We start from the raw sequence: 24,658 nt of genomic DNA, 5'->3' as shown, positions 1-24,658 counted from the left end.
GGTTGACGATAGCGCACCGGAACTTAAATTTAGGTAGTTGCGAGGAAGATCCCTCTCCCGGGGGACGGATGGTCCTTGCCGCAGCCGACGCGGCACACTGATCCCACAGGATGTTGAGAGGACGCCATGCCAGGTCGCCACAACCCAACCCTTCGTCAGCGTCGCCTGGGCGCTGAACTGCGAAAGATGAGAGAGCAAGCAGGCCTCGGAGGCAGCCAACTTGCTCGCGTGCTCGGAGTGAGCCCTGCCCAGGTGACGCAGATGGAGAGCGGGAAGACCAGCGTCAGCGTGGACCGGCTCCGGACAGTCGCCGATGCCTGCGAGTGCTACAACCAGCCGCTCATCGACGCCCTCAACGGCATCATCACAGTGCGAGACAAGGGTTGGTGGGAGCAGTACCGCAACCACATCCCCGACGTCTTCCTCGAATCCGCCGAGCACGAGGACTTCGCGGCAACGACGATCAGGGTTTGCGCGTCGACGTTCCTTCCGGGGCTTCTGCAGACAGACGACTACACACGAGGAATCTTCAGTCGACGGATCCCTCGACTTCCTGCCGACGAACTCGATCTGCATGCCGCGTTCCGATCGGAGCGCAGAACGAGGGTCCTTCAGAGCCCTCGGAAGAAGCTCGAAGCCTATCTACATGAGTCCAGTCTGCTCACGCGCTTCGGTGGCACCGACGTGCTGCGAGGGCAGCTTCACAGCCTGATCGATGACTCCCTCAGGGATGACATAAGCATCCGCGTCATTCCCTTCACCGCCCACACCTATCCCGGACCGGTCGAGAGCCTCATCTACACCTCCGGGGAGGTGCCCGAGCTTGATACGGCCGAGGTGGAGTCATCGCAGGGCCCGATTTTCTTCGATGCCCCGAGTGAGCTTGAGTCCTATCGTGAAGTCTTCAACCGCATCGAGAAGGCTGCCCTCAGCGGCGAGGATTCGCGAGATCTAATCCATCGCACGGGCAAGAACCTGAAAGGCTGAGATGTCTCAAGACCAATGGCAGAAGTCGTCCTTCAGTAGCTCCAGCGAAAACTGTGTCGAGGTCCGTGCGGTCGCCGGGCTGGTCGAACTCCGGGAGTCCGACGAGGGCGAGGTCATTGTCCGCACCACCGCCCTCAAGTTCGCCGCGTTCCTCCAGGGCGCGAAGGCCGGGGAGTTCGACCACTTGACCGCCGACGTCTGAGCGAAACGATCCGGCGGCCCCTTGCTCGTCGCGAGGGGCCGCCGACGAGGGATCCTTGGGACCTCGTCCGATCGAACGAGAAGAGAGATGGCAGTAGGCATGACTAACTCCGGTTGGCAGAAGTCTAGTTACTCAGGTTCGAACGCCGACTGCGTTGAGGTCCGCGCGGTCGCCGGGGCGATCGAACTCCGGGAGTCCGACGAGGGCGAGGTCGTCGTCCGCACCACCGCCCACAGGTTCGCTTCGTTCCTCCAGGGTGCGAAGGCGGGCGAGTTCGACCACTTCACCGTCGACGCCTGAGCGAAACGATCCGGCGGCCCCTTGCTGCTCGCAAGGGGCCGCCGGAGTGACTGCTGTCAGTGCTGCTGGTCGGGCTGGTTGGTGGCCGGGGCGCCCGTGCCGGTGCCGGTGTTGTTCGGGTCGGTCTTGGGGGCCGGGTCGGGGATGTCGGCCATCGGCAGGGACTGCTTGGGCGTGCCGCGCAGGGCCTGGTTCATGGCGTCGCGCCAGATCGGGCCGGGGCCGTCGGCGCCGAACACCTCGGTGCGGTACTTGCCGTTGATGGTGAGGTTGCGCATCTCGACGCCGCCGTTGGGGCCGCCGAGCCAGACCGCCGTGGCGAGCTGCGGGGTGTAGCCGTTGAACCAGGCGGCCCGCTTGCGGTCCGAGGTACCGGTCTTGCCGGCGATCTGGCGGTTGTCGTCCAGGTTGAGCGCGGCGCCGGTGCCCTTGTTCTCGGTCACGCCGTTCAGGACGGTGTTCATCGCCCGGGCCGTGTCATCGGAGAACGCCTTCTCGCACTGGCCGGCCGGGACGGGGACGTCCTTGCCGTCCACGGTGGTGATCTTGTTGATGGCGATCGGGGAGCAGTGCGTGCCCTGGGCGGCGAAGGTCGCGTAGATGTTGGCCATGGTCAGCGGGCTCATCTCCTCCACTCCCAGGGCCATCGCGGGGACCTCCTCCAGCGGCTTGCCGCTGGCCTTGCTGGTGACGCCCAGCTTGTTGGCCATCTGCTTGACCGCACAGAGGCCGATCTCCTGCTCCATCTGCACGAAGTAGGTGTTCACCGAGAGGGCCATCGCCTGCTTCAGCTGGTAGGGGCCCTTCTCGCTGGCGGACTCGTTGGGCACCACCGCCTTGGGCCGTCCCTGGTTCTTCCAGGTGCCCTCGCAGGTCTTCATCGTGGGGTACTCCATCGAGTTCGGGGCCGAGTACTCCTGGGTCGCCGGCAGGCCCGCCTCCAGGGCCGCGGCCGCAACGACCGGCTTGAACGTGGAGCCGGGCTGGAAGCCGTTGCCGCCGCCCATCGCCGCGTCCACGTTGAGGTTGACGACGGTCTGGTTCTTGTTGGCGTCCAGGCCGTACGGGCGGGTCTGCGCCATGGCGAGGATCTTGCCGGTGCCGGGCTCGACCATGGTGGCGGCGGCCGAGACGGTGTCGGTGACCTTCACGTTGGAGGTCACCGCGCTCTGGGCGGCGGCCTGCTTGTCCGGGTCCAGCGTGGTGTAGATGTTCAGGCCGCCGGTGTCCCAGAACTTCTTGCGGTCGGCGGCGCTCTGGCCGAAGGCCGGGTCCTGCTTGACCACGTGCCGGACGTAGTCGCAGAAGAAGCCCATGCCGCCCTGGGCGGTGGCGGTGATGCAACCGTTCTGCGGGTCCTTGAAGTTGAGACCCAGCGGGGCGGCCTTGGCCTCCTTGGCCTGGTCCGCGGTGATGTGCTTGTTCTCGACCATCTTGTCGATGACCGTGTCCCGGCGCTTCTGCGCGGCCACGGGGTGCAGCTTCGGGTCGTACTGGGAGGGGTTCTGCACCAGCCCGGCCAGCATGGCGGCCTCGGCGATGGTGAGGTCCTTGTTGCTCTTGCTGAAGTAGCGCTGGGAGGCGGCCTCCACGCCGTAGGCGCCGTTCCCGTAGTACGTGATGTTGAGGTAGTTGGTGAGGATCTGGTCCTTCGACAGGTCCTCCTCCAGCTTGATCGCGACCTTGAGCTCCTGGATCTTGCGACCCAGGGTCTTGCGCTGCGCCTCCAGCACCGCGGCCTGGTCCTCGCCCGCCTTCTCCACGTTGACGTTCTTCACGTACTGCTGGGTCAGCGTCGAGGCGCCCTGCGAGGCGGTGCCGCTCTCGGCGTTCTTGCTGATCGCCCGGAGCACGCCCTTGAGGTCGACGGCGCCGTGCTCGTAGAACCGGGCGTCCTCGATGTCGACTTGAGCCTGTCGCATGAACGGCGACATCTGCTCAGGGGTGATGACCGTGCGGTCGCGCTCGTACACCTTGGCGATCAGGCCGCCCTTGGCGTCGAAGATCTGCGTCGCCTGGGTGAGCGGCGGGGTCTTGAAGTCGCTGGGGATGTCTTCGAAGCCCTCCGCAGTGCCCTTGGCGGTCAGCCCGAAACCGCCGGCGGCGGGCAGGGCGAGGCCCGCCAGCAGCACACCGGACACCACGCTCGCCGCCAGGAAGATCCCACCGAAGCGGGCCAGCCGAAGCGGCGCCTTGCGGGGCGGGGGGAGAGCCGCGCTGTCGGAGGCATTCCATATCGGAGGGAGATTCGATTCCATCCAGGAATGCTAGCCCGCACACCTCGCCGGTCGAACGATTTTTCGCACACAGCTGTCACGGCTGTGCAACAGATACCGGAAATCGACTTCGGCACGTCAAGTCGCATACGTACCAAATCGGCAGAATAGGAAATACGGGCCACCTGCAACCAATTCGGATCCCCCCCTGGGGAAGCGTGACCACGGACCACGCCTGCGTCCCTGCGGCTCCGCCTACCGCGCCCTCCCCCTCTCGCGACCCTGACACCACTTAGATGCCGCGAGCGGGCCAAAAGGTTGCCTACGCCCGGTGAGCCCCGACACCGACTCGCACGACCCGCCCCCATCCGCACACCTGCCCTCCCCCATCGTGCCGGTGACGGCACCTCTCCTGACGGCCAGCCACGGCACCGACGGAACTCCCCCAGCACAGGAAGTCGGCCAGCCCGACTTCCTGTGTCGACGCCACCCGTCCCCCTGTTCCCTCCGGCCCTCCCGCGTGAGGGGCCACGCCCCACTACGACGTTCGCCGCGTCCCAGCGACTCGTCTCCGTCGGCCCCTTGCTCTCCGCAAGGGGCCGACGGAAGCCAGGCATGTGGTCGCACTGCTGGCCCTCAACAGTGCTGCAGTGCTCCCGAGGTGCCCAGCAAGCCGTCCTATTCGGAAGGCTTTGGTCCAGAACGGGAAAAACCGCCCTCCCGCGTAGACAGGGCTTCGAATAGATCCCTAGCGTCGTGTCGTCCTCAACGGCAGGCTTTTCCCTGACCGATCGGCCTCTTTGAAAGGCGACCCATGGCAGCCTTGGACAAGACACTCGGCGACTGGCTGGACACGTTCGAAGTCGAGGCCTTCCGCCTGGAGACGCTGGATGACTACAGCCAGTCCGGCGGTGTGGAGGCCTATCAGGCGTTCCTCGCCGGTGAAATTCAGCCTGAGTCGTTCCGCACCGCGGCGTGGGTGAAGACTGTCGGCGATGCCGTCCAGGCCGGGAGGCGCATGTACCGGGTGCATGTCCTGTCCCGGCCGCTCACCTCGTACCTCAGGTTCGAGCTCGGCTGGGGCTACCGGCGGAACGCTCTGGCGGGCGAGGAGTTCTTCATCCTCGACACCACCAGCCGGGAGACCCCGGTCCCGGGCGTGCCCGACTTCTGGATGTTCGACAACCAGGTCGTCGGGGCCATGAGCTACGACGCCCATGGAGCTTTTCTCGGCGTCGACTTCGACGCAAGCGAGCGCGTGGAGGAGTTCGTGGCCTGGCGCGATACCGCGCTGGCCCATGCCGAACCGTTCGCGAACTGGTGGGCGAGGCATGGCGACTGAGCCACTGCTTCCTCACACGGAGAGTGCCATCGGAGCGGGTGAGTCTATGCGGGAACGTGAATGATCCTTGCCCGGCTCCCTCGGGGCTCCCTAGGGTTCTAGCCACCAATCCGCACAGATCGTGGAGGGGAACAATGGAACTCACGCGGATCGCCGGCGGTGACCCGGACTGTCGCAACGACGACTGTCCGACCGTCTACACGACGGACCGAGGCACCATCGCCGTCCAGGGCTACACCGTGCGGCGGCAGACACCTGAGGGCGAAGCAGTGGTGGAGATCCCGGAGAACGTGCTGAGGGAGGCGTTTCGTGCTCTTGGCTGGTGACTCCTGGCGCACGTTCTTCGATTCGTTCGAGAGCGAGGCGTTCCGGTTGGAGACCCGGAGTACCTACGCCATGCCCGGCGAGGACGAGGAGTTCCAGCAGTTCCTGGCTACGGGAGAGCTCCACATCCCCGCAGACGACCCGTGGCTGACTCGCGTGCGGAACTTCCGCGCGAGCGGCCGTCGGATCGGACGGGTGCATGTGCTGACCAGGCCGCTGTCCGACTACCTGCGCTATGAGTTCGCTGCCTACGCGTACAACGTCGAGGCCGGTGAGGACATTCGGATCCTGGATCTCACCGAGCGGGAGAATCCCGGTCTTCCGGACCAGGATTTCTGGTTGTTCGATGGCGCGAAGGTGGTTGACATGAGGTACCGGTCGGATGGCACGCAGATCGGCCGGGATCTCCTGGCGGATCCGAACCTGGACCAGTACCGACACTGGCGTGATCTCGCGCTGTCCCTCTCGGTTCCGTTCGCGGAGTACAGCTCAGATTGACCGTCGATCCCGGTAGGGCCGGAGAGCAACGTCGAAACCTTGCAGCGGCGCTCAAGGATCTTCGACGTGCCTCCGGCCTTTCTGGTGAACGACTGGCCGCGCGTTGCAGCATGAGCCAGAGCAAGATCTCTCGTATCGAGACAGGGAAAATCCTGCCGTCAGTCGCCGACGTCCAGCAGGTCATCAATGCGCTGGGCGTAGATGACGGATTGGCTCGGGAACTGCTCGACCTGGCCAGCGTGGCCAATGCTGAATACGAGGATGTCCGCGCCTCTGTTCGCCGCGGACTGCATCTTCGGCAGCGTGAGCTGGCAGCTCTCGAAAATGGGGCTGACCATATCCGTTACTTTCTTCCGGCGATGCCGTCCGGATTGCTTCAGACCCCCGAATATATGCGCACGGCCATGAGTCCTCCCGTCGACCCCGTCGATGGCGATGTGTCTCAAACGATCACCCTGAAGATCGAACGGCAGGCGATCCTCTACGACGAGAGCAAGCGATTCGATTTTCTGCTGACCGAATCGGCCGTCCGATGGAAGCTGTGCGCCCCTTCGGTCATGGCTGTCCAGCTGGACCGGATTGCCTCCGTCTCTCGGCTGCCGAACGTCAACGTCGGGATCATCCCACTGTCTGCCCAGGTCGCCGATGTGCCGTTCCATACCTTCACGGTCTACGGGACGAAGCTGGTGACCATCGAGCTTTTTACCGGACGGGTTGTTCTACGCGACCCCAAGGATATCGATCACTATGGGCGGCTGTTTGATTTCTTCCATGCGGCCTCGCCGTCCGAAGGCGACGTCAGGGCCCTGCTCGAACAATGGTCGGATGACTTTCGGCGTTCTCCGCATTGAGCTCGTGAAGAAAATCTATGCAGGAACCTGACTGGACGTGGCCGAGGCGCCTCCTGGAGCCTTAGCGTTATTGCCAGGCCCGATACCCGGGGTCGTCCGCAATCTGCGATTCGATGCGGCGAAACAACAAGGAGGCACAGATGTCCATCACTGTCATGAGCCGGGCGCGGGGTGTCCCGGCTTTCGGCCGGGCGGAATCCCGGCTGCCGATGGGCGCGGCCGGGGCGGTGCCCCTGCCCGAGTTGGATGGCAAGCGGGGCCCGGAGAGCCCGTTCGCCTTCCAGTTCCTGGTGCCGGTCACCGGGGCCGGGGGCATCCTCCCGGCTGACATCAACTACGACGACGACACGCAGACCTGCACCTACGAGGGACTCCCGCCCGGCGTTTACATGACCAGCACGCCGCCGAAGACGTACGGCCCGACCGAGCCGACCGGGCAAATGGACGCGCCGGACGATCCCGGAAGCAGCGACGACTGAGATGACGACCGCCGATGCCGTTCTCGTGCTCACGGGGGCGTTCGATCCCACCGCCGACCTCGTGATCGAGGAGCTGAACCGGCGCGGTACCCCCGTCTTCCGGGCGGACACGGCGTGGTTTCCGTCGAGGCTGGCCCTGTCGGCCAGCCTCGACGGGGCGGCCGGCTGGTACGGGACGCTGGCCACGGAACGACGCACGCTCGACCTCTCAGCGGTACGAGCGGTCTACTACCGTCGGCCGACCGCGCCGGAGTTTCCGGAGTCGATGTCCCCCGAGGCTCGCGGTGTGGCGTCCGCAGAGGCACGGCGCGGGTTCGGAGGTCTGCTGTCCGCGTTGCGATGCCGCTGGCTGCCGCCGCCAGGCCGTGCTGCTGACGCCGAGTACAAGCCGTTCCAGCTCCGGGTGGCGGCTGAATCGGGGCTGCGAGTCCCACGGACATTGATCACCAACGATCCTGAAGCGGCGGGGGAGTTCGCGACCGGCATCGGGAAGCCCGCGGTCTACAAGCCCTTCACGCCAATCCGCGGGACGCTCGATGGCTGCTCGGTCGCTGTGTACGCGAGTGTGCTGCAACCAGGCGACGCCGATCACCCGTCGATTTCCACCACAGCGCACCTGTTCCAGGAATGGGTGCCCAAGGCCCACGAGGTGCGGCTCACTGTCGTCGATGACCAGTTGTTCGCCGCTGAAATCCACGCCAACTCGGATGCGGCTCAGGTTGATTGGCGCAGTGACTACGACAGTCTGACGTATCGGGTCTGCGAGCCGCCGAGTGAGATCACCGTCGGGGTCCGGCGGATGCTCGAAAGACTCGCCCTTCCCTACGGCGCATTCGACTTCGTCGTTTCCCCCTCGGGCGAATGGACGTTCCTCGAGGTGAACCCGAATGGACAGTACGGGTTCATCGAGCAGGCGACTGGCCTGCCCATCACCGCCGCCATCTGTGACTACCTGGAAGGATCGACCGGGCATGACCAGCGTCCTCGATGAGCAACTCCTGCGGATCGGCTTGGCCTCGGAGATCGAGCGGGGGAGTGCGGTGCTGTCCTCGCGGGTGGTCGAGGCGTTCCTCAATGTCCCCCGGCATCCGTTCGTGCCGGTGTTCTACCGGGAGGAGGGTGGCCTCTACCGGGCCTGGTGTGCAACGGACTTGGCGGACAGCGCGTGGTTGCGGCAGGTGTACACGGACCGGGTGTTGGTGACCGAGGTCGACGGGATGCATGCGGAGGACGCGGGGCTGGACGGTCGAAAGGGCGCGGCCACCTCCTCGTCCACGCTGCCGAGTCTGATGGCGGACATGCTCGACGCGCTGGATGTCCGGCCTGGGGATCGGGTGCTGGAGATCGGGACCGGGACGGGCTACAACGCCGCTCTGCTCTGCCACCTGGTCGGCGCGGCCCACGTCACCACGGTCGACCGCACCGAGCAGTTGGTGACCACCGCCCGGGCGCGGTTGAGCGAGGTCGGGTTCGAGCCGACCGTCGTGCGGGCGGACGGGGTGGCGGGGTGCCCGGGCGGCGCGCCGTACGACCGGATCATCGCCACGTGCTCCGTGCGGAGGATTCCCCAGGCCTGGCTCGACCAGTGCGGGCCGGGCGGTCTCATCGTCGCCCCGATCGGTGGTGCCCTGGGCGGAGGCGCCCTGGCCCGGCTGACCAAATTGCCGGACGGGCGTGCGGTGGGGCGTTTCCTGCACAGGCCGGCCGGCTTCATGCCGCTGCGTTCCGGCGACGCGCCCGGCCCGCCGGCTCGCGAGCCGCGAGCCGGCGGGCGGATCACGGAGGTCGGCGCCCGGGTCCTGGACGACTACGGGTTCTCCTTCTGGGCGGGACTCCACCTCGCCCCCACGATCGTCCGGCACGGCCGCACCCTGCACGACCCTGCCGACGGCTCGGCCGCCCGCGTGCAGGACCACCCCGACGGCTCGTCCACCGTCGCCGTCAGCGGCCCCCGAGACCTGTGGCAGACCATCGAGACCGCGTACCGGACCTGGCTCGACCGCAACCGGCCCCGGCGGGAGTGGTTCACCGTCGAGACGGGGCCTGACGGGCAGTCGGTGGGCTACACGGGCCCGGACGGGTCTTCGAGCCGGTGGAAGCTCTGAGGAGGGTCACCTCGTCTTCACCAGGGCGATGTCGGAGACCGGGCCGAGGTGGGTGAGTTTGTCGGGGTTGGACACCGAGTGGACCGCCTGGATGGCGCCGTCGGCGATGTCGAGTTCCAGCACGCCGGCGATGCGGCCCTCGGTGTCATGAAGGGCAGCGCCCGGGCGGCCGTTGACGGTGGCAGGCGTCAACGTGACGCCGAGTCTGCGGTTGCGGCGGAGGCCGCCTATGAGGAGCTGGGCGACGCGGCGTAGGCCGGTGAGGGCCTTGCCGAGGGCGCGGGCCTTGCCGCCGCCGTCGCCGTGGAAGACGACGTCGGGGGAGAGGAGTCGGAGCAGGGCCTCCAGGTCGCCGCCTTCGGTGGCTTCGAAGAACCTGCGGGCGAGTTCGTCGGCCTCGGCCTTGCGTACCAGGGTGTCGACGGCCCGGGCCGAGGGGGCGAGGCGCTTGCGGGCGCGGGTGAGGATCTGGCGGCAGTTGGCCTCGGACTTGCCGACGGCGTCGGCGATCTCCGGGTAGCCGTACCCGAAGGCCTCGCGGAGCATGAACACCGCCCGCTCGGTCGGGGAGAGTGCTTCCAGCAGGACGAGGAACGCCATCGACAACGCGTCGGCCAGTTCGGCGTGTTCGGCCGGCCCCGGGCGGTCGGCGGTCGCCACGACGGGTTCGGGCAGCCACTCGCCCACGTACGTCTCCCGGCGGACCCTCGCCGACGTCAGGTGGTTGATGCCCAGCCAGGCCGAGGAGGGCGTCCTGGACGATGTCCTCGGCGTCGCCGACGGAGCCCGTCATCCCGTAGGCGATGGAGAACAGCAGCGGCCGGTAGCCGGCCGCATCCGTCGCAACTGCCGATCCCACCATGGCACTCCTCCCCCGGTTCGCCGAGCAGGGTATCCGCAGGGTACCCAACGACCCGCCGGAGACGGTGACGCAGGTCACATCCGCACCTGTCACGGCCCGCCGGGCTGCCCTGTCTCAGAGGGCACCAGCGGACAACGACAAGGGAGCGACACGATGGAAGCCCGCCTGAACCCCTTCGCCAGCCAGACCATGTCCAAGTTCCTCAAGCACCTCATCGCGGCCAACAAGGTGATCGTGGACTCGACTCTGCCGTTCGCGACGCAGGAGTTGGTGAAGCTGCGCGCCAGCCAGATCAACGGCTGCGGCTTCTGCGTCGACATGCACTTCAAGGACGCCGTGCACGGCGGGGAGGAGGCGACCCGCCTCAACCTGGTCGCGGCCTGGCGGGAGGCGACGGTGTTCACGGACGCCGAGCGTGCCGCCCTGGAGCTGGCGGAGCAGGGCACCCGCCTGGCCGACGCGGCCGGCGGGGTCACGGACGAGGCCTGGGCGAACGCCGCGAAGCACTACGACGAGGAGCAGCTCGCGGCCCTGGTGTCCCTCATCGCGATCATCAACGCCTTCAACCGCGGCAACGTGATCGCCCGGATGCCCGCCGGTAGTTACCGGCCCGGTCAGCACGCCTGAGCGGAGCCCTGACCGGAGTCCTTCCGCGGCCGGGGAGCGGCCTCCTCGGCCCCGGCCCCGGCCCCGACCGCGGTCCCGGCCCACGGGCGCCGGCTTCCCGGCCGCAGGCGTCGGGTTTTCGGCCGTCGGTGCTTCCGGGGCGTTACCGTCCGTGCGCATACCACCCAGCCTGCGCTGGGGGCCTTGTGCTGAAAAAACCGACCGATAAGGTGTTAATCCAACATTCATCGATGCCGCATAGCCTCCGGGGGCTAGCCTCATGCCGAATGCCATCGTCCGACCAGGAGGCGAAAGCCCCGTGCAAGGCACAGTCACCACACCAGGCGGGTCCGCGGTGGCCGGCGGCCCTGGCGAGGCCTTCCTCCTCGTCGTCGACGACGAACCCAACATCCGCGAGCTGCTCGCCGCCTCGCTGCGCTTCTCCGGTTTCCGGGTCGCCTCCGCCGCCAGCGGCACCGAGGCCCTCGACCTGATAGCCGTCGAACGCCCCGACCTCGTCGTCCTCGACGTGATGCTCCCGGACCTCGACGGCTTCACCGTCGTCGAGAAGCTGCGCGAGCGGACCAACCGCGGCCAGATCGCCGGGCCCGTGCACGGCCACCCCGGCGACCACCTCCCGGTGCTCTTCCTCACCGCCAAGGACGGCGTCGGCGACAAGGTCCAGGGCCTCGCCGCGGGCGCCGACGACTACGTCACCAAGCCGTTCAGCCTGGAGGAGCTGATCGCCCGGATCCGCGCCATCCTGCGCCGCTCCGGCGGGCCCGCCGAGGACGGCCGGCTCATCGTCGCCGACCTCAGCCTCGACCCGATCGCCCACGAGGTCACCCGGGCCGGCACCCCCGTCGCGCTCTCCCCGACCGAGTTCAAGCTGCTCCACTACCTGATGGCCAACGTCGGCCGGGTGGTCTCCAAGGCGCAGATCCTCGACCACGTCTGGGCCTACGACTTCGGCGGCGACCTCTCCATCGTCGAGTCGTACATCTCCTACCTGCGCCGCAAGCTCGACTCCGGCCCGGCCCACGGCCCCAAGCTGATCCACACCGTGCGCGGCATCGGCTACGCGCTGCGCCGCCCCCCGCAGGGCTGACCGGTCCGCTCCGTGTCCGCCCGGCTCTCCACCCGGCTGTCGGTGTTCCGGCGGCGGCTCTCCCGGCTGCCCCTGCCCCGGCGGCAGCTCTCCCGGCTGTTCTCCCGGTTGTCGAGGCTGTCCGGGCTGTCCCGGCTGTCCCTGCGCGCCCGGCTGCTGGTGCTCGCGCTGGTGCTGGTCACCACCGGGCTGGCGGTCAGCGACGCCGTCGTGCTCGGCACCGTCCGGGTGCAGCTGGTCGATCAACTCGACGAGCAGCTCCAGCGGTACGGGCTGCCGCTGTCCCACAAGGGCCCGGTCCGGGTCGGCACCCCGGAGGCCGGGCGCCCCGCCGTCACCGGCAAACGCAGCACCCTGCCCAGCCAGTACCTGGTCCAGTACCTCTCCTCGGACGGCAAGGTGCAGGCCGTCATGCGCCAGCCCGTCTCCGACAGCGACCCGGCGCCCCAACTCGCCGGCCTCGACCCGACCCGCACCGAACCCGACGTCCCCTTCGACCTGCCCGACCAGCGCGGCCACTACAACTGGCGGGTGCTCGTGCTGCCGATCCAGACCCCCCGGGCCCCGGCCGCCGCCAGCCCCAGCGACTACGCCTCGCCCGCCGTCACCGCGACCTACGTCATGGTGGCCGTCTCCCGCGCGGACATCGACGCCACCGTCGGCAAGCTGCGCAGCTCCTTCCTCGCGATCGGCGGCGCCGTCCTGCTGCTGATCGCCGCGCTCGGCTTCTTCGCCGTCCGCGCCGGGCTGCGGCCACTGCGCCGGATCGAGGCCGGCGCCGCCCGGATCGCCGACGGCGAACTCTCCCACCGGATGCCGGAACTCTCCCCCGGCACCGAGGTCGGGCGGCTGTCGATCGCGCTCAACGGCATGCTCACCCAGATCGAGGCCGCCTTCGCCGCCCGCGCCGAATCCGAGGCACGGATGCGGCGGTTCGTCGCCGACGCCTCGCACGAGCTGCGCACCCCGCTCGCCGGGATCCGCGGCTTCACCGAGCTCTACCGGATGGGCGCGCTGCCCACCGACGGGGACGTCAAGCGGACCATGACCCGGATCGAGAGCGAGGCCGTCCGGATGGGCGCCCTGGTCGAGGACCTGCTGGTGCTCGCCCGGCTCGACGAGGAGCGCCCGCTCGACCTCGCCCCGATGGACCTGCGCACCCTCGCCGCGGACGCGTTGCACGACCTCACCGCCCTCGACCCGACCCGGCCCGTCTCCCTCACCGGCCCGTCCGGCACCGGCGCCCCCGGCGCGGCCCCCGTCCTCGGCGACGAGGCCCGGCTGCGGCAGGTGGTCACCAATCTGGTCGGCAACGCGGTCAAGCACACCCCGCCCGGCACCCCGGTGCGGATCGGGGTCGGCGGCGCGGGCGGCGTCTGCCTGCTGGAGGTCGCCGACGCCGGGCCGGGGCTCACCGACGGCCAGGCCCAGCGGGTCTTCGACCGCTTCTACCGGGTCGACGCCTCCCGCAGTCGGCACGGCGGCGGCGGCGCCGGACTCGGCCTCGCCATCGCCACCGCGCTCACCCACGCGCACGGCGGCACCCTCACTCTGGACACCGCCCCCGGCGCCGGCGCCACGTTCCGGGTCGAACTGCCCACCAACGGTGACCGGACTTCCTGACGGCATTGTCGACACGTCAATTCGCTTGCTGACCAGGCAATGGCGGGCCGTTTTCGTTGCCGGAATGCGGCATGGAGCGTAAAGAATCCGTTTGCCTATGATCAACGTCGTCGGGACGCCAAGAACGGCCCGGCAAACGGCTTTTGCTTTCTTTCCGACCCGAAAGGGGTCATTGTGAAACTCCGCCGTACGCTGGTCTCGGCCGCCCTCGTCGCCGCCGTGATCTCGCCCGCAGCCATGTTCTCCGCGGCACCCGCCTTCGCGGAGTCGGCTTCGACGGCGCAGACCCGGAACGACACCGGCTCGATCGCGGAGCTGGAGAAGGCCGCCGCCGCGGCGGCCAAGGCCCACCAGGCCGCCGTCGCCGCCGAGGCCGCCGGGCAGACCGAGGCCACGGCCTTCATGAACAACCCGCAGCCCTACCTCGGCAAGCTCCAGGAGGCCCAGGCCGCCGCCAAGACGGCCGCCGCGGCCCACGAGAAGACCTACAACGAAGCCGTGGAGGCCTCGGCCGCGTACCGCTCCGCGAAGCCGGAGGAGCTGGAGGCGGCCAGGGTGCGGATGCTGGCGGCGTTCGACGCGGCCAACGCCGCCACCGACGCGGACACCAAGGCCAAGGCCGCCGTGACCGCCGCCGGCACGGCGCTGGACGACGCCAAGGTCGACGCGATGCGCAAGCTCCACGGGCTGCAGGAGGCCACCAAGACCGCGGCCGCCGCCAAGGCCACCGCGGACAAGGCCCTCGCCGACGCCAAGGCCGCCGCCGAGAAGCCGGCCGACAAGCCCACGGACAAGCCCGCGGACAAGCCGAGCGACAAGCCGGCCGACAAGCCGGTCGAGCAGCCCGCGCCGGCCACGGCGGAGCAGCCGGCCGCCGTCACCCCGATCTCGGACACCACCGCGTCGACCAGCTCCACCAAGCCGACGGCCAAGGCGACCACGGCGAGCAGCCAGACCAAGTCGACGACCGCCGCCACGACCGCCACGACCAAGGCGACCACCGGCTCGACCACCGAACTCGCCGAGACCGGGTCCACCCCGGCCACCCCGTACCTGGCGCTGGGTTCCGGCCTGGCCCTGAGCCTGGGTGCCGCGGCGCTCTACGTCTCCCGCCGCAAGCCGGCCCGCTCCTCCTCTTGATCCACCCGGTTCGCGCCCGCTCGGGAGGAGGGCGCGGACCCCACAGCACCCCGCACCGCAGGGCAGGCCCCCTCCCGGCCCGCCCTGCGGTTTCGCGTTTCCCGGCCCCGAAACGCCCCGATCGGCGGCATCGGTTATGGGTGGGTGCGGGACGGCCAGGTGAGCGCAGGGCTCAAGGTTCAGGTCGGGCCTCACCGAGGAGCGGCGCGACCGGATCCAGTTTGTCGATTCATCAATTCCCTTACTGTGCTCGAAAACGAAATGGAATGTGAAGAATCCGTACGCCTATGATCAGCTCTCGTCGTGCGGTCAAGGACCGTTCGGTGAACGGACTTTGCCTTCCATTCGTCCCGAAAGGGGTCATGTTGAACCTCCGCCGTACGCTGCTCTCGGCCGCCCTCGTCGCTGCCGTGATCTCGCCCGCAGCCATGCTCTCCGCGGTACCCGCTTTCGCGGAGTCGGTTTCGACGGCGCAGACCCAGAACGACACCGCCTCGATCGCCGCCTTGGAGAAGGCCCAGGCCGACGCGTCCGCTGCCGTTGATGCGGCCCGCATGCGGGCAGTCTCCGGGAGGGCCAACTTCGAGACCTTCAAGGCAAACCCGCAGCCGTACCTGATGTGGGTGCAGCGAGCCAAGGAAGCGGCTGAGAAGACCGCCGGGGTGGCAGCTGCTGCCAACAAGGAGGCCGAGGCGGCCGCGCTGGCGTTCGGATCCGCCAAGCCGGAGGAGCTGGACAAGGCCCGGGAGCGGATGCAGGCGGCCAGCAAGGCCGCCAACGAGGCGATCGACGCCGACCGCAAGGCCAAGGAGGCCGTGACCGTCGCCGAGAAGAAGCTGAATGACGTACTGGCTGCCGAGAATGCCAAGGTCGTCGAGGCTGAGGAGGCCGTTCCGGTGGCGATCAAGGCGTACCAGGCCGCCAACAAGGCGTACGCCGATGCGAAGGCGGTCGAATACGCCCGGCAGGAGGCCGAGCAGCGGAACGACAAGCCCACCGACAAGCCCACCGACAAGCCGGCCGAGCAGCCGGCCACCGTTGCCCAGGCAGCGGACACCACCGCGTCGACCGCGTCGACCAGCTCCACCAAGCCGACGGCCAAGGCGACCACGGCGAGCAGCCAGACCAAGTCGACGACCGCCGCCACGACCGCCACGACCAAGGCGACCACCGGCTCGACCACCGAGCTCGCCGAGACCGGGTCCACCCCGGCCACCCCGTACCTGGCGCTGGGTTCCGGCCTGGCCCTGAGCCTGGGTGCCGCGGCGCTCTACGTCTCCCGCCGCAAGCCGGCCCGCTCCTCCTCTTGATCCACCCGGTTCGCGCCCGCTCGGGAGGAGGGCGCGGACCCCACAGCACCCCGCACCGCAGGGCAGGCCCCCTCCCGGCCCGCCCTGCGGTTTCGCGTTTCCCGGCCCCGAAACGCCCCGATCGGGTGAACGGCGGGAGTTCACCCGACCGGCCCCTCGGGCGTGTGCGACGGTCCAGGTGCTCACTCACGCACCGGGAGATCGCTATGGACCCTGATCAGAGGTTGTGGAAGGCCTGGAAGACCATGGCCCTCCCGAAGCACACGCGCGCGGAGATCGACGAAGACAGCATCACCATCTCGGTCATCGGTGACCTCCGTCATGCAGCGGTGGGAGGTGGCCTCAGGAAGGCGCTGACGAAGCACCTTCGCGGGACGGGGTACACGGCGACGCAAGGCCGGTATGTGACCGCCGGTTTGAGGGTGATGAAACCTGACCTCGCCGTGGCACCGGACGACACGAAGGCGGTCGAACACCCTGAGGGTGTGGGGCTGTTGGCGTCCGGGATTCCCCTTGTCGCCGAGGTCGTGTGGCCCGACTGCTACGAACGCCGTGACCAGGAGTTCAAGCCGCGCGCCTACGCTTCCGCAGACATTCCGGTGTACGTGATCATCGATGACTACGATCACGGCGGTGCCGTGACCATCTTCACCGGCCCCGACCCCGAGCGCCGTGCCTACGCCGCCTCGACCCGGATCCCGTACGGCGAGGAGGCCGTGATCCCCGAGGGCCCCGCCAAGGGGTTCGTGATCGGGCCGGAGATCACCGGTGAACGCCGTGGCTGATCACGTGGCTGGTCCCGGGGTGTCGTTCCGGCGGGATCTGTCCGAGTGGCGGGTCGTGCTGGTCGCGTGGCGGCTGCTGGTGTTGCAGGCGGCGGATCCGGTGGTGGGGGCCGGGATGGCCGAGCACTCGACGTACCAGGCGCATCCGTGGCGGCGGGTGGAGCACACGCTGGGGAGCGGGCGGCGGCTGTTCTACCAGGACGGGGAGGCGCTGCGGCGGGAGGTCGCGCGGCTGGACCGGGCGCACAAGCGGATCCGCGGGACGGCGCCGGACGGGCGGGCGTACGACGCCGAGGACGCGGCGACCCGGGCGTGGGTGCTGCTGACGCTGTTCGAGTGCGTGGTCGCGATGCGTCGGCTGGGCGGGGATCCGTACGATGCCGGCCAACTGGAGGCGGCGTACCAGGAGTTCACCGGGTCGGTGGCGGCCTTCGGGCTGCCCGAGGGCGAACTTCCCGCCAGTGCGGCCGAGTTGCCCGCGTACTTCGCCCGGGCGGCGCGTGAGCGGCTGGAGCTCACCGAGGCGGCCCGCTACCTGCTGGAGGACATGCTGCGCGGGGCGCCGCGGCCGCGGCGGCTGTGGTTCCTCGGCGACGCCGGGTGGCGGGTGCTGCGGGTGGTGGTGGCGCGGGCGATCACGGCGCTGACGGTGGCGGACCTGCCGCCGGCGGTGCGGGAGCGGTTCGGGCTGGTGCGGACGCGGCGGGCCGCGCTGCTGTCCTGGCTGCTGCACCGGGGCGCCGGCGCGGTCGTCCCGCGGCTGCCGGACCGGCTGCGCTACCGCTCCCCGGAGCAGGGCGGCGCCCCGGCCCGGTGGCGTCCGCCGCGTCAGGGCCGGCGCCGGGACGCGCGCGGGTCCCGGGTGGACCGGTTCTTCCGCGAGGTGCTGGACCAGACCGGCGACGGCTTCCTCACCGTCCACGACCTGCGGGCGATGGCGCACAACGTGTGCTGGCAGCTGGAGTTGGACGAGGCCGCCGAGGCGCGGGTGTACCAGGCCTTCGACGGCTGGTGGGAGCAGCTGCGCGCGGCGATGGACGCGAACGGCGACGGAAAGGTGAGCCGGGAGGAGTTCGTGGCGGCGACCGTCGCGGGCTGCGACCGGGATCCGGCCTATCTGGAGCAGGGGCTGCTGCCCGCGCTGCGGGCCGTGTTCACCGCCGCCGACACCGACGGCAGCGGCTTCCTGGAGGCGGACGAATACCGGGCGGTGTTCGGCGGCCCGCGCGTCCATCCGGCCGAACTGTCGCACGGGTTCCGCCAGTTGGACGTGGACGGGGACGGTCGGATCACCGTGGAGCAGTTCCTGCACGGCTTCACCGAGTTCTTCACCGCCCGCGCCGACTCCACTCCCGGCACCCAGCTCCTCGGCCGGGCGTAGCGGAGAAACGGGGACGGGGCCAGGGGTCGCTGGTCCCGTCAGGCGCCCACGCCGCCCGCGACGGCGTGGGCGCCGCCGTGTCAAGCGACGGATCGGCCAAGATCGCTCCGCCAGCTGCCCGGCCGTTCGTTGTCAGGGCCGTGGGCGGCTCCGCAGACTGTCCCCACCGCCGCTGCATCCACCACCGCACCCCGCCGCACGGCCGCACACGGCCACTCCCTGCTACGTGCGGCTACACACCGTTCCGAAGGTGTCAACCCCACCCCGCCTGCGATTCCTTCGTAAGGATGATGGATACTGCTCCTTGTGAACGTGTTCACGTTCACAAGCGGACAAGCTTGCGTGGTTGTGCAGCGGTCTACAGCTATAGATGAAGTTTGTCCGAAACATGCCCTTCAACAGGGCCGGTCGGTTGGAGAGAGGGCGACGTGGAGCTGGCAATCGCTCACGAGACCATCGCGCGATGGCAATTCGGCATCACCACCGTTTACCACTTCCTCTTCGTCCCGCTCACCATCAGCCTCGCCGCCATCGTGGCCGGGCTGGAGACCGCCTGGGTGAGGACGAACAAGGAGAAGTACTTCCACGCCACCAAGTTCTGGGGGAAGCTTTTCCTGATCAACATCGCGATGGGCGTGGTCACCGGCATCGTCCAGGAATTCCAGTTCGGCATGAACTGGTCCGACTACTCCCGTTTCGTCGGCGACGTCTTCGGCGCCCCGCTCGCGATGGAGGCGCTGATCGCCTTCTTCTTCGAGTCCACCTTCATCGGCCTGTGGATCTTCGGCTGGGACAAGCTGCCGAAGAAGATCCACTGCGCCTGCATGTGGATGGTCGCCCTGGGCACCGTGCTCTCCGCCTACTTCATCCTGGCGGCCAACTCCTGGATGCAGCACCCGGTCGGCTACTCGATCGACCCGGCCACCGGCAAGGCCCAGCTCACCGACATCGCCAAGGTGCTGTTCCAGAACACCACCCTCACCGTGGTGGCCCACACCCTGACCGCCGCCTTCCTCACCGGCGCGGCCTTCATGGTCGGCATCGCCTCCTTCCACCTCTGGAAGGCCAAGCGCAAGCCGGAGAGCGCCGACCCCAAGAAGACCGCCGTGATGCGCACTTCGCTGCGGCTCGGCCTGGTCCTCGCCGTGGTCTTCGGCGCCGGCACCGCGCTCAGCGGCGACTCGCTCGCCAAGGTCATGTTCGAGCAGCAGCCGATGAAGATGGCCGCCGCCGAGGCCCTGTGGGACACCCAGTCGCCCGCGCCGTTCTCGATCTTCGCGGTCGGCGACGTCAGCAAGGGCCACAACTCGGTCGAGCTGGAGATCCCCGGGATACTCTCCTTCCTCGCCCACAGCGACTTCAACTCCTCCGTCCCCGGCATCAACGACACCGCGGCCGCCGAGGCCGCCAAGTACGGCGGCGACCCCAAGGACTACATCCCGAGCATCTTCGTCACCTACTGGGGCTTCCGCCTCATGATCGGTTTCGGGATGACCTCCTTCGTGGCCGGCCTGATCGGGCTCTGGACCACCCGGCGCAAGAAGTTCCTGCGCCCCGAGTTCCGCACCGGCGACACCGAGGTGCCCCGGCTGATGCTCACCCCCGGGCGGGAGATGGGTCCGTTCCTCACCAAGTGGAGCTGGCGGATCGGCATCCTGACCATGGGCTTCCCGCTGATCGCCAACAGCTTCGGCTGGATCTTCACCGAGATGGGCCGCCAGCCGTGGGCCGTCTTCGGCCTGATGACCACGGCGAACGCGGTCTCCCCCAACGTGAGCGTCGGCACCCAGATCGGCGCCCTCACCACCTTCACCCTGCTGTACGCGATCCTCGCCGTCGTCGAGGTCCGGCTGCTGGTGAAGTACGCCAAGGCCGGCCCGGTGGTGACCGAGCAGCCCCCCGCCAAGGACCCGACCCTGCGCGGACCGTCCTCGGACGACGACGCCGACAAGCCTCTCGCCTTCGCCTACTGAGGACCACAGGGGATCTGACATGCAACTCCACGACGTCTGGTTCGTACTGATCGCGGTCCTGTGGATCGGCTACTTCTTCCTGGAGGGCTTCGACTTCGGGATCGGCATCCTCACCAAGCCGCTCGCCCGCAACACCGCCGAACGGCGCGTCCTGATCAACACCATCGGCCCGGTCTGGGACGGCAACGAGGTCTGGCTGCTGACCGCCGGCGGCGCCACCTTCGCGGCCTTCCCGGACTGGTACGCGACCCTGTTCAGCGGCTTCTACATCCCGCTGCTGATCATCCTGGTCTGCCTCATCGTGCGCGGCGTGGCCTTCGAGTACCGGGCCAAGCGCGACGACCCGCGCTGGCAGCGCAACTGGGAGGAGGCCATCTTCTGGACCTCGCTGCTCCCGGCCTTCCTGTGGGGCGTGGCCTTCGCCAACATCGTGCGCGGCGTCGACATCGACGCGCAGAAGAACTACGTCGGCACCTTCTGGGACCTGCTCAACCCCTACGCCCTCCTCGGCGGCCTGGTGACGCTCAGCCTCTTCACCTTCCACGGCGCGGTGTTCGCGGCGCTCAAGACGGTCGGCGAGATCCGCGACCGGGCCCGGGCCACCGCCCTGCGGGTGGGCGCGGTGGCGGCCGTGCTGGCGCTGGTCTTCCTGCTCTGGACGCAGGCCGACAACGGCAACGGCCGCAGCCTGGCCGCCCTGGTCATCGCCGCGCTGGCCCTGGTCGCCGCTCTGGTGGCCAACCAACTCGGCCGCGAGGGCTGGGCGTTCATCCTCTCCGGGGCGACCATCGTGGCCGCCGTCGCGATGCTCTTCCTGGCGCTCTTCCCGAACGTCATGCCCTCCACCCTCAACGACGGCTGGAGCCTGACCGTCAGCAACGCGGCCTCCTCGCCGTACACGCTGAAGCTGATGACCATCGTGGCCGCGGTGTTCACCCCGCTCGTGCTGCTCTACCAGGGCTGGACGTACTGGGTGTTCCGCAAGCGCATCGGCGTCCAGCACATCCCCGGGCACGGCCCGGCCGCCCCGCTCGACCAGGCCTGACGCCGTGAAGCCGGTCGACCCCCGACTCCTCGGGTACGCCCGCACCACCCGTGCCTTCCTCGCCGGATCCGTGCTCCTCGGCGGGGCGGGCGCGGCCCTGGTGGTCGCCCAGGCGAGCCTGATCGCCGAGATCGTCGTCCGCGCCTTCCAGCGCCAGGCGACCCTCGGCGAACTGACCACGCCGCTGCTGCTGCTCGCCCTGACGGCCGTCGGGCGCGGGCTGGTCGGCTGGCTCACCGAACTCACCGCGCACCGGTCCGTCGCCCGGGTGAAGTCCACCCTGCGGCGCCGGCTGCTCGACCACGCCACCGCGCTCGGCCCGGCCTACCTGGCGGGCCGGCGCACCGGCGAACTCACCACCCTCGCCACCCGCGGCATCGACGCGCTGGACGACTACTTCGCCCGCTACCTGCCGCAGTTGGCGCTCGCCGTCGTCGTCCCGGTGATCGTGCTGCTGCGGATCGTCGGCGCCGACTTCACCTCGGCCGCGATCATCGCCGGCACGCTCCCGCTGATCCCGCTGTTCATGGTGCTGATCGGGATGGCCACCCAGAGCCGGATGGACCGGCAGTGGGGCACCCTGGCCCGGCTCTCGCACCACTTCCTCGACGTGGTGGCCGGGCTGCCCACCCTCAAGGTGTTCAACCGGGCCCGCGCCCAGGCCGCCACCATCGCCCGGATCACCGCCGACTACCGCCGCGCCACCCTGCGCACCCTGCGGATCGCCTTCATCTCCTCCTTCGCGCTGGAACTGCTCTCCACCCTGTCGGTCGCACTGGTCGCGGTCACCGTCGGCTTCCGGCTGGTGGACGGCACGCTCGACCTGGAGACCGGGCTGCTGATCCTGATCCTCGCCCCCGAGGTGTACTTCCCGATCCGCCAGGTCGGCGCGCTCTACCACTCCAGCGTGGAGGGCCTGACCGCCGCCGACGAGATCTTCCAGGTGCTGGAGACCCCGCTGCCCGCCGCCGGCACGGTGCCCGCACCCGCCCTCACCGGGGCCGCCGTCACCGTCGCCGACCTGGTCGTGCGCCACCCCGGCCGGACCGAGCCCGCGCTGGACGGCGCCGCGCTGACCCTGCGCCCGGGCACCACCACCGCCCTCACCGGCCCGAGCGGGGCCGGCAAGTCCACCCTGCTCGCCGTGCTGCTCGGCCTCGTCGCCCCGGACGCCGGCACCGTCCGGATCACCGCCGCCGACGGGCGGACCCACGACCTGGCCGCGCTGGAACCGGCGAGCTGGCGGCGGCAGATCGCCTGGGTGCCGCAGCACCCGCACCTGTTCGCCGGGACGGTCGCCGACAACCTGCGGCTCTACCGCCCGGACGCCACCGACGAGCAGCTGTGGACGGCGCTGCGGGCCGCGCACGCGCTCGACTTCGTGACCAGGCTGGACACCCCGCTCGGCGAGGACGGTGCCGGGCTCTCCGCCGGACAGCGCCAGCGGCTCGCGCTCGCCCGCGTCCTGCTCGCCGACGACCGGCCGCTGGTCCTCCTCGACGAGCCGACCGCCAACCTGGACGGCGCCTCCGAGGCCGCCGTCGTGGACGCCGTCCGGACGCTCGCCGAGGACCCGGCGCGCACCGTGCTGATCGTCGCCCACCGGCCGGCGCTGCTGGCCGTCGCCGACCACCGGGTCCGGCTGGCGGGGGCGCCCGCCCCGGCCGCGGCCGCGTCCTCCGCCGCGATCGAGCGGCCCGCGCACAGCGGGCGGCCGACGCCCGCCCCCGCCACGACGGAGGACGAGCCCGAGACCGCCGCCGCCACCCCGAGGCTGGCGCTGTCCGTCCTGCTCGGCGCGCTCGCCCTCGGCTGCGCCGTCGCGCTGATGGCCACCTCCGGCTACCTGATCTCCCGGGCCTCCGAGATGCCGCCGGTGCTCTACCTGATGATGGCCGTCACCTCGGTACGGGCCTTCGGCATCGGCCGCAGCGTCTTCCGCTACGCCGAACGGCTGGTCTCGCACGACGCCGTGCTGCGCACCCTCGGCACCCTGCGGGCCGCCGTCTACCGGCGACTCACCGCGCTCGCCCCGGCCGGACTGCCCGCCTTCCGGCGCGGCGACCTGCTCTCCCGGCTGGTCTCCGACGTCGACGCGATCCAGGACCACCACCTGCGCTGGCGGCTGCCGGCCGCCGTGGCGGGCGTGGTCTCGCTGGCCGCGGCGGCGGCGATGGGCGCCTTCCTGCCCGCCGCCGGGGTCGTGCTCGGGGTCGGGCTGCTGCTCGCGGGCGCGGTGGTGCCCGCCCTGGCCGCCCGCTGGTCGGCCGGTGCCGAACGGCGGCAGGCCCCCGAGCGCGGGCGGCTCGCCACCACCGTCGTCGACGCCTTCACCGGCACCGCCGAACTCACCGTGGCCGGCGCGCTGCCCGGCCGGCTCGCCGCCGTCCACGGCGCCGACGCCGCGCTCACCCGGCTGGCCGCCCGCTCGGCGGCCACCACCGCACTCGGCACCGGGCTGATCGCGCTGCTCACCGGGCTGACCGTGGCCGCCGCGGCGGCCGTCGGCGTCCAGGGAGTGCACGGCGGCGCGCTGGCGCCGGTCTGCCTGGCCGTGGTCGTGCTCACTCCGCTGGCCGCGTTCGAGGCCGTCACCGGGATGCCGCTGGCCGTCCAGGCGCGCCAGCGCAGCCGGGCCGCGCGGGCCCGGCTGGACGAGGTGCTGGAGGCCGAGGCCGCCGTCCAGGAGCCGGCCGCGCCCGCCGCGCTGCCCGAACAGCCGCTGCCGGTCGCCGTGCGCGGACTGACCGTCCGGCACCCCGGGCAGGCCGTGGACGCGCTCACCGGCGTCGACCTCGACCTCGCGGCCGGCCGCCGGATCGCCGTGGTCGGCCCGTCCGGCTCCGGCAAGACCACGCTGGCCCAGGCGCTGCTGCGGTTCCTGGAGCCGAGCGCGGGCGGCGTCACCTTCGCCGACGGCCGTCCACAGGCTGTGGACAGCCGCTCGCTCGCGGGCGAGGACGTCCGCCGGGTGATCGGACTGTGCGCCCAGGACGCCCACGTCTTCGACAGCTCGCTGCGGGAGAACCTGCGGCTGGCCCGGCCGGACGCCACCGAGGACGACCTGCGCGCCGCGCTCGCCGCCGCCCGGCTGCTGGACTGGACGCTGACCCTGCCCGACGGACTGGACACCATGGTCGGCGAGCACGGCGCCCGGCTCTCCGGCGGCCAGCGGCAGCGGCTCGCACTGGCCCGGGCCCTGCTCGCCGACTTCCCGGTGCTCGTCCTGGACGAGCCCGCCGAACACCTCGACCTGCCCACCGCCGACGCGCTCACCACCGACCTGCTGGCCGCCACCGAGGGCCGCACCACCGTGCTGATCACCCACCGGCTGGCCGGCCTGGACGACACCACCGTCGACGAGGTGCTGGTGCTGGACGGCGGCCGGGTCGCCGAGCGCGGCCGTTGGTCGGAGCTGGTCGCGGACCGGGACGGGCGGCTGCACGCCATGTGGCGGCGGGAGCGGGAGGCGGACGGGCTGCTGGAGCCGGTCGGGGCCACCTGTTAGACCCGGTCGGGGC

Annotated in this window: 22 protein-coding genes; 20 read left to right on the top strand and 2 right to left on the bottom strand. The window is 69.9% G+C overall.

All coding sequences use genetic code 11. The annotated features are described in order from the left end of the window. Positions 1-126: 126 nt before the first annotated feature. The 3 genes from OG556_RS17185 (at position 127) to OG556_RS17175 (ending at position 1,489) form a co-directional block, all read left to right on the top strand. On the top strand, positions 127-987 hold the full coding sequence (locus OG556_RS17185; RefSeq protein ID WP_371517816.1) for a Scr1 family TA system antitoxin-like transcriptional regulator: 861 nt from the start codon (positions 127-129) through the stop codon (positions 985-987). 1 nt (position 988) lies between these two features. Further along, complete coding sequence (locus OG556_RS17180; RefSeq protein WP_363368129.1) at positions 989-1,189, top strand: DUF397 domain-containing protein; 201 nt, start codon at positions 989-991, stop codon at positions 1,187-1,189. A 99-nt stretch (positions 1,190-1,288) separates the two neighbouring features. Further along, entirely contained in the window at positions 1,289-1,489 is a 201-nt protein-coding gene (locus tag OG556_RS17175; protein ID WP_371517815.1) for a DUF397 domain-containing protein, read from the top strand. Between the two features lie 56 nt (positions 1,490-1,545). Here the strand turns inward: OG556_RS17175 and OG556_RS17170 are convergent, their stop codons facing one another. After that, the gene (locus tag OG556_RS17170; RefSeq protein WP_371517814.1) at positions 1,546-3,747 is read right to left on the bottom strand and encodes a transglycosylase domain-containing protein; all 2,202 of its coding nucleotides are present in this window, start codon (positions 3,745-3,747) and stop codon (positions 1,546-1,548) included. Between the two features lie 772 nt (positions 3,748-4,519). Between OG556_RS17170 and OG556_RS17165 the strand changes: the two genes are divergently transcribed. From OG556_RS17165 to OG556_RS17135, 7 genes are all read left to right on the top strand, one after another. Beyond that, complete coding sequence (locus OG556_RS17165) at positions 4,520-5,047, top strand: DUF6879 family protein (protein WP_371517813.1); 528 nt, start codon at positions 4,520-4,522, stop codon at positions 5,045-5,047. 134 nt (positions 5,048-5,181) lie between these two features. Beyond that, the gene (locus OG556_RS17160) at positions 5,182-5,373 is read left to right on the top strand and encodes a hypothetical protein (protein WP_371517812.1); all 192 of its coding nucleotides are present in this window, start codon (positions 5,182-5,184) and stop codon (positions 5,371-5,373) included. Continuing rightward, positions 5,357-5,869, top strand: coding sequence for a DUF6879 family protein (locus OG556_RS17155; RefSeq protein WP_371517811.1), 513 nt, complete (start codon positions 5,357-5,359; stop codon positions 5,867-5,869). Before OG556_RS17160 ends, OG556_RS17155 begins: the two co-directional genes overlap by 17 nt. Next, positions 5,866-6,720, top strand: coding sequence for a helix-turn-helix domain-containing protein (locus tag OG556_RS17150; RefSeq protein ID WP_371517810.1), 855 nt, complete (start codon positions 5,866-5,868; stop codon positions 6,718-6,720). Before OG556_RS17155 ends, OG556_RS17150 begins: the two co-directional genes overlap by 4 nt. Before the next feature lie 140 nt (positions 6,721-6,860). Further along, entirely contained in the window at positions 6,861-7,199 is a 339-nt protein-coding gene (locus OG556_RS17145; protein ID WP_371517809.1) for a hypothetical protein, read from the top strand. A 1-nt stretch (position 7,200) separates the two neighbouring features. Beyond that, positions 7,201-8,190, top strand: coding sequence for an ATP-grasp ribosomal peptide maturase (tgmB, locus tag OG556_RS17140; RefSeq protein ID WP_371517808.1), 990 nt, complete (start codon positions 7,201-7,203; stop codon positions 8,188-8,190). Further along, entirely contained in the window at positions 8,171-9,304 is a 1,134-nt protein-coding gene (locus OG556_RS17135) for a methyltransferase domain-containing protein (protein WP_371517807.1), read from the top strand. Before tgmB ends, OG556_RS17135 begins: the two co-directional genes overlap by 20 nt. Before the next feature lie 6 nt (positions 9,305-9,310). On the opposite strand, the gene OG556_RS17130 is transcribed toward OG556_RS17135, so the two are convergent. After that, on the bottom strand, positions 9,311-9,991 hold the full coding sequence (locus OG556_RS17130) for a sigma factor-like helix-turn-helix DNA-binding protein (RefSeq protein WP_371517806.1): 681 nt from the start codon (positions 9,989-9,991) through the stop codon (positions 9,311-9,313). Between the two features lie 328 nt (positions 9,992-10,319). Between OG556_RS17130 and OG556_RS17125 the strand changes: the two genes are divergently transcribed. From OG556_RS17125 to cydD, 10 genes are all read left to right on the top strand, one after another. Further along, positions 10,320-10,793 (top strand): carboxymuconolactone decarboxylase family protein, encoded by a 474-nt coding sequence (locus OG556_RS17125; RefSeq protein WP_371517805.1) that lies wholly within the window; start codon positions 10,320-10,322, stop codon positions 10,791-10,793. Between the two features lie 298 nt (positions 10,794-11,091). Continuing rightward, on the top strand, positions 11,092-11,880 hold the full coding sequence (locus OG556_RS17120) for a response regulator transcription factor (protein ID WP_350876882.1): 789 nt from the start codon (positions 11,092-11,094) through the stop codon (positions 11,878-11,880). A 12-nt stretch (positions 11,881-11,892) separates the two neighbouring features. After that, positions 11,893-13,503 carry a sensor histidine kinase gene (locus tag OG556_RS17115; protein WP_371517804.1) on the top strand — a complete coding sequence of 537 codons (1,611 nt, stop codon included), beginning with the start codon at positions 11,893-11,895 and terminating at the stop codon, positions 13,501-13,503. A 174-nt stretch (positions 13,504-13,677) separates the two neighbouring features. Continuing rightward, on the top strand, positions 13,678-14,643 hold the full coding sequence (locus OG556_RS17110) for an LAETG motif-containing sortase-dependent surface protein (RefSeq protein WP_371517803.1): 966 nt from the start codon (positions 13,678-13,680) through the stop codon (positions 14,641-14,643). A gap of 287 nt (positions 14,644-14,930) precedes the next feature. Continuing rightward, positions 14,931-15,953, top strand: coding sequence for an LAETG motif-containing sortase-dependent surface protein (locus OG556_RS17105; RefSeq protein ID WP_371517802.1), 1,023 nt, complete (start codon positions 14,931-14,933; stop codon positions 15,951-15,953). 206 nt (positions 15,954-16,159) lie between these two features. After that, entirely contained in the window at positions 16,160-16,738 is a 579-nt protein-coding gene (locus OG556_RS17100) for a Uma2 family endonuclease (RefSeq protein ID WP_371517801.1), read from the top strand. Further along, entirely contained in the window at positions 16,731-18,119 is a 1,389-nt protein-coding gene (locus OG556_RS17095) for an oxygenase MpaB family protein (protein ID WP_371517800.1), read from the top strand. Before OG556_RS17100 ends, OG556_RS17095 begins: the two co-directional genes overlap by 8 nt. A 428-nt stretch (positions 18,120-18,547) precedes the next feature. Further along, positions 18,548-20,092 (top strand): cytochrome ubiquinol oxidase subunit I, encoded by a 1,545-nt coding sequence (locus tag OG556_RS17090; RefSeq protein WP_371517799.1) that lies wholly within the window; start codon positions 18,548-18,550, stop codon positions 20,090-20,092. 19 nt (positions 20,093-20,111) lie between these two features. Then, the gene (cydB, locus tag OG556_RS17085) at positions 20,112-21,137 is read left to right on the top strand and encodes a cytochrome d ubiquinol oxidase subunit II (RefSeq protein WP_371517798.1); all 1,026 of its coding nucleotides are present in this window, start codon (positions 20,112-20,114) and stop codon (positions 21,135-21,137) included. 4 nt (positions 21,138-21,141) lie between these two features. Then, a complete protein-coding gene (gene cydD, locus OG556_RS17080) occupies positions 21,142-24,645 on the top strand; it encodes a thiol reductant ABC exporter subunit CydD (RefSeq protein ID WP_371517797.1) in 3,504 nt (1,167 codons plus the stop codon). Positions 24,646-24,658 lie beyond the last annotated feature (13 nt).

The organism is Kitasatospora sp. NBC_01300 (genome assembly GCF_041435235.1).
Classification (GTDB): Bacteria; Actinomycetota; Actinomycetes; order Streptomycetales; family Streptomycetaceae; genus Kitasatospora.
Note: the sequence above shows the minus strand (reverse complement) of the source record. Positions and strands in the feature narration are given on the sequence as shown.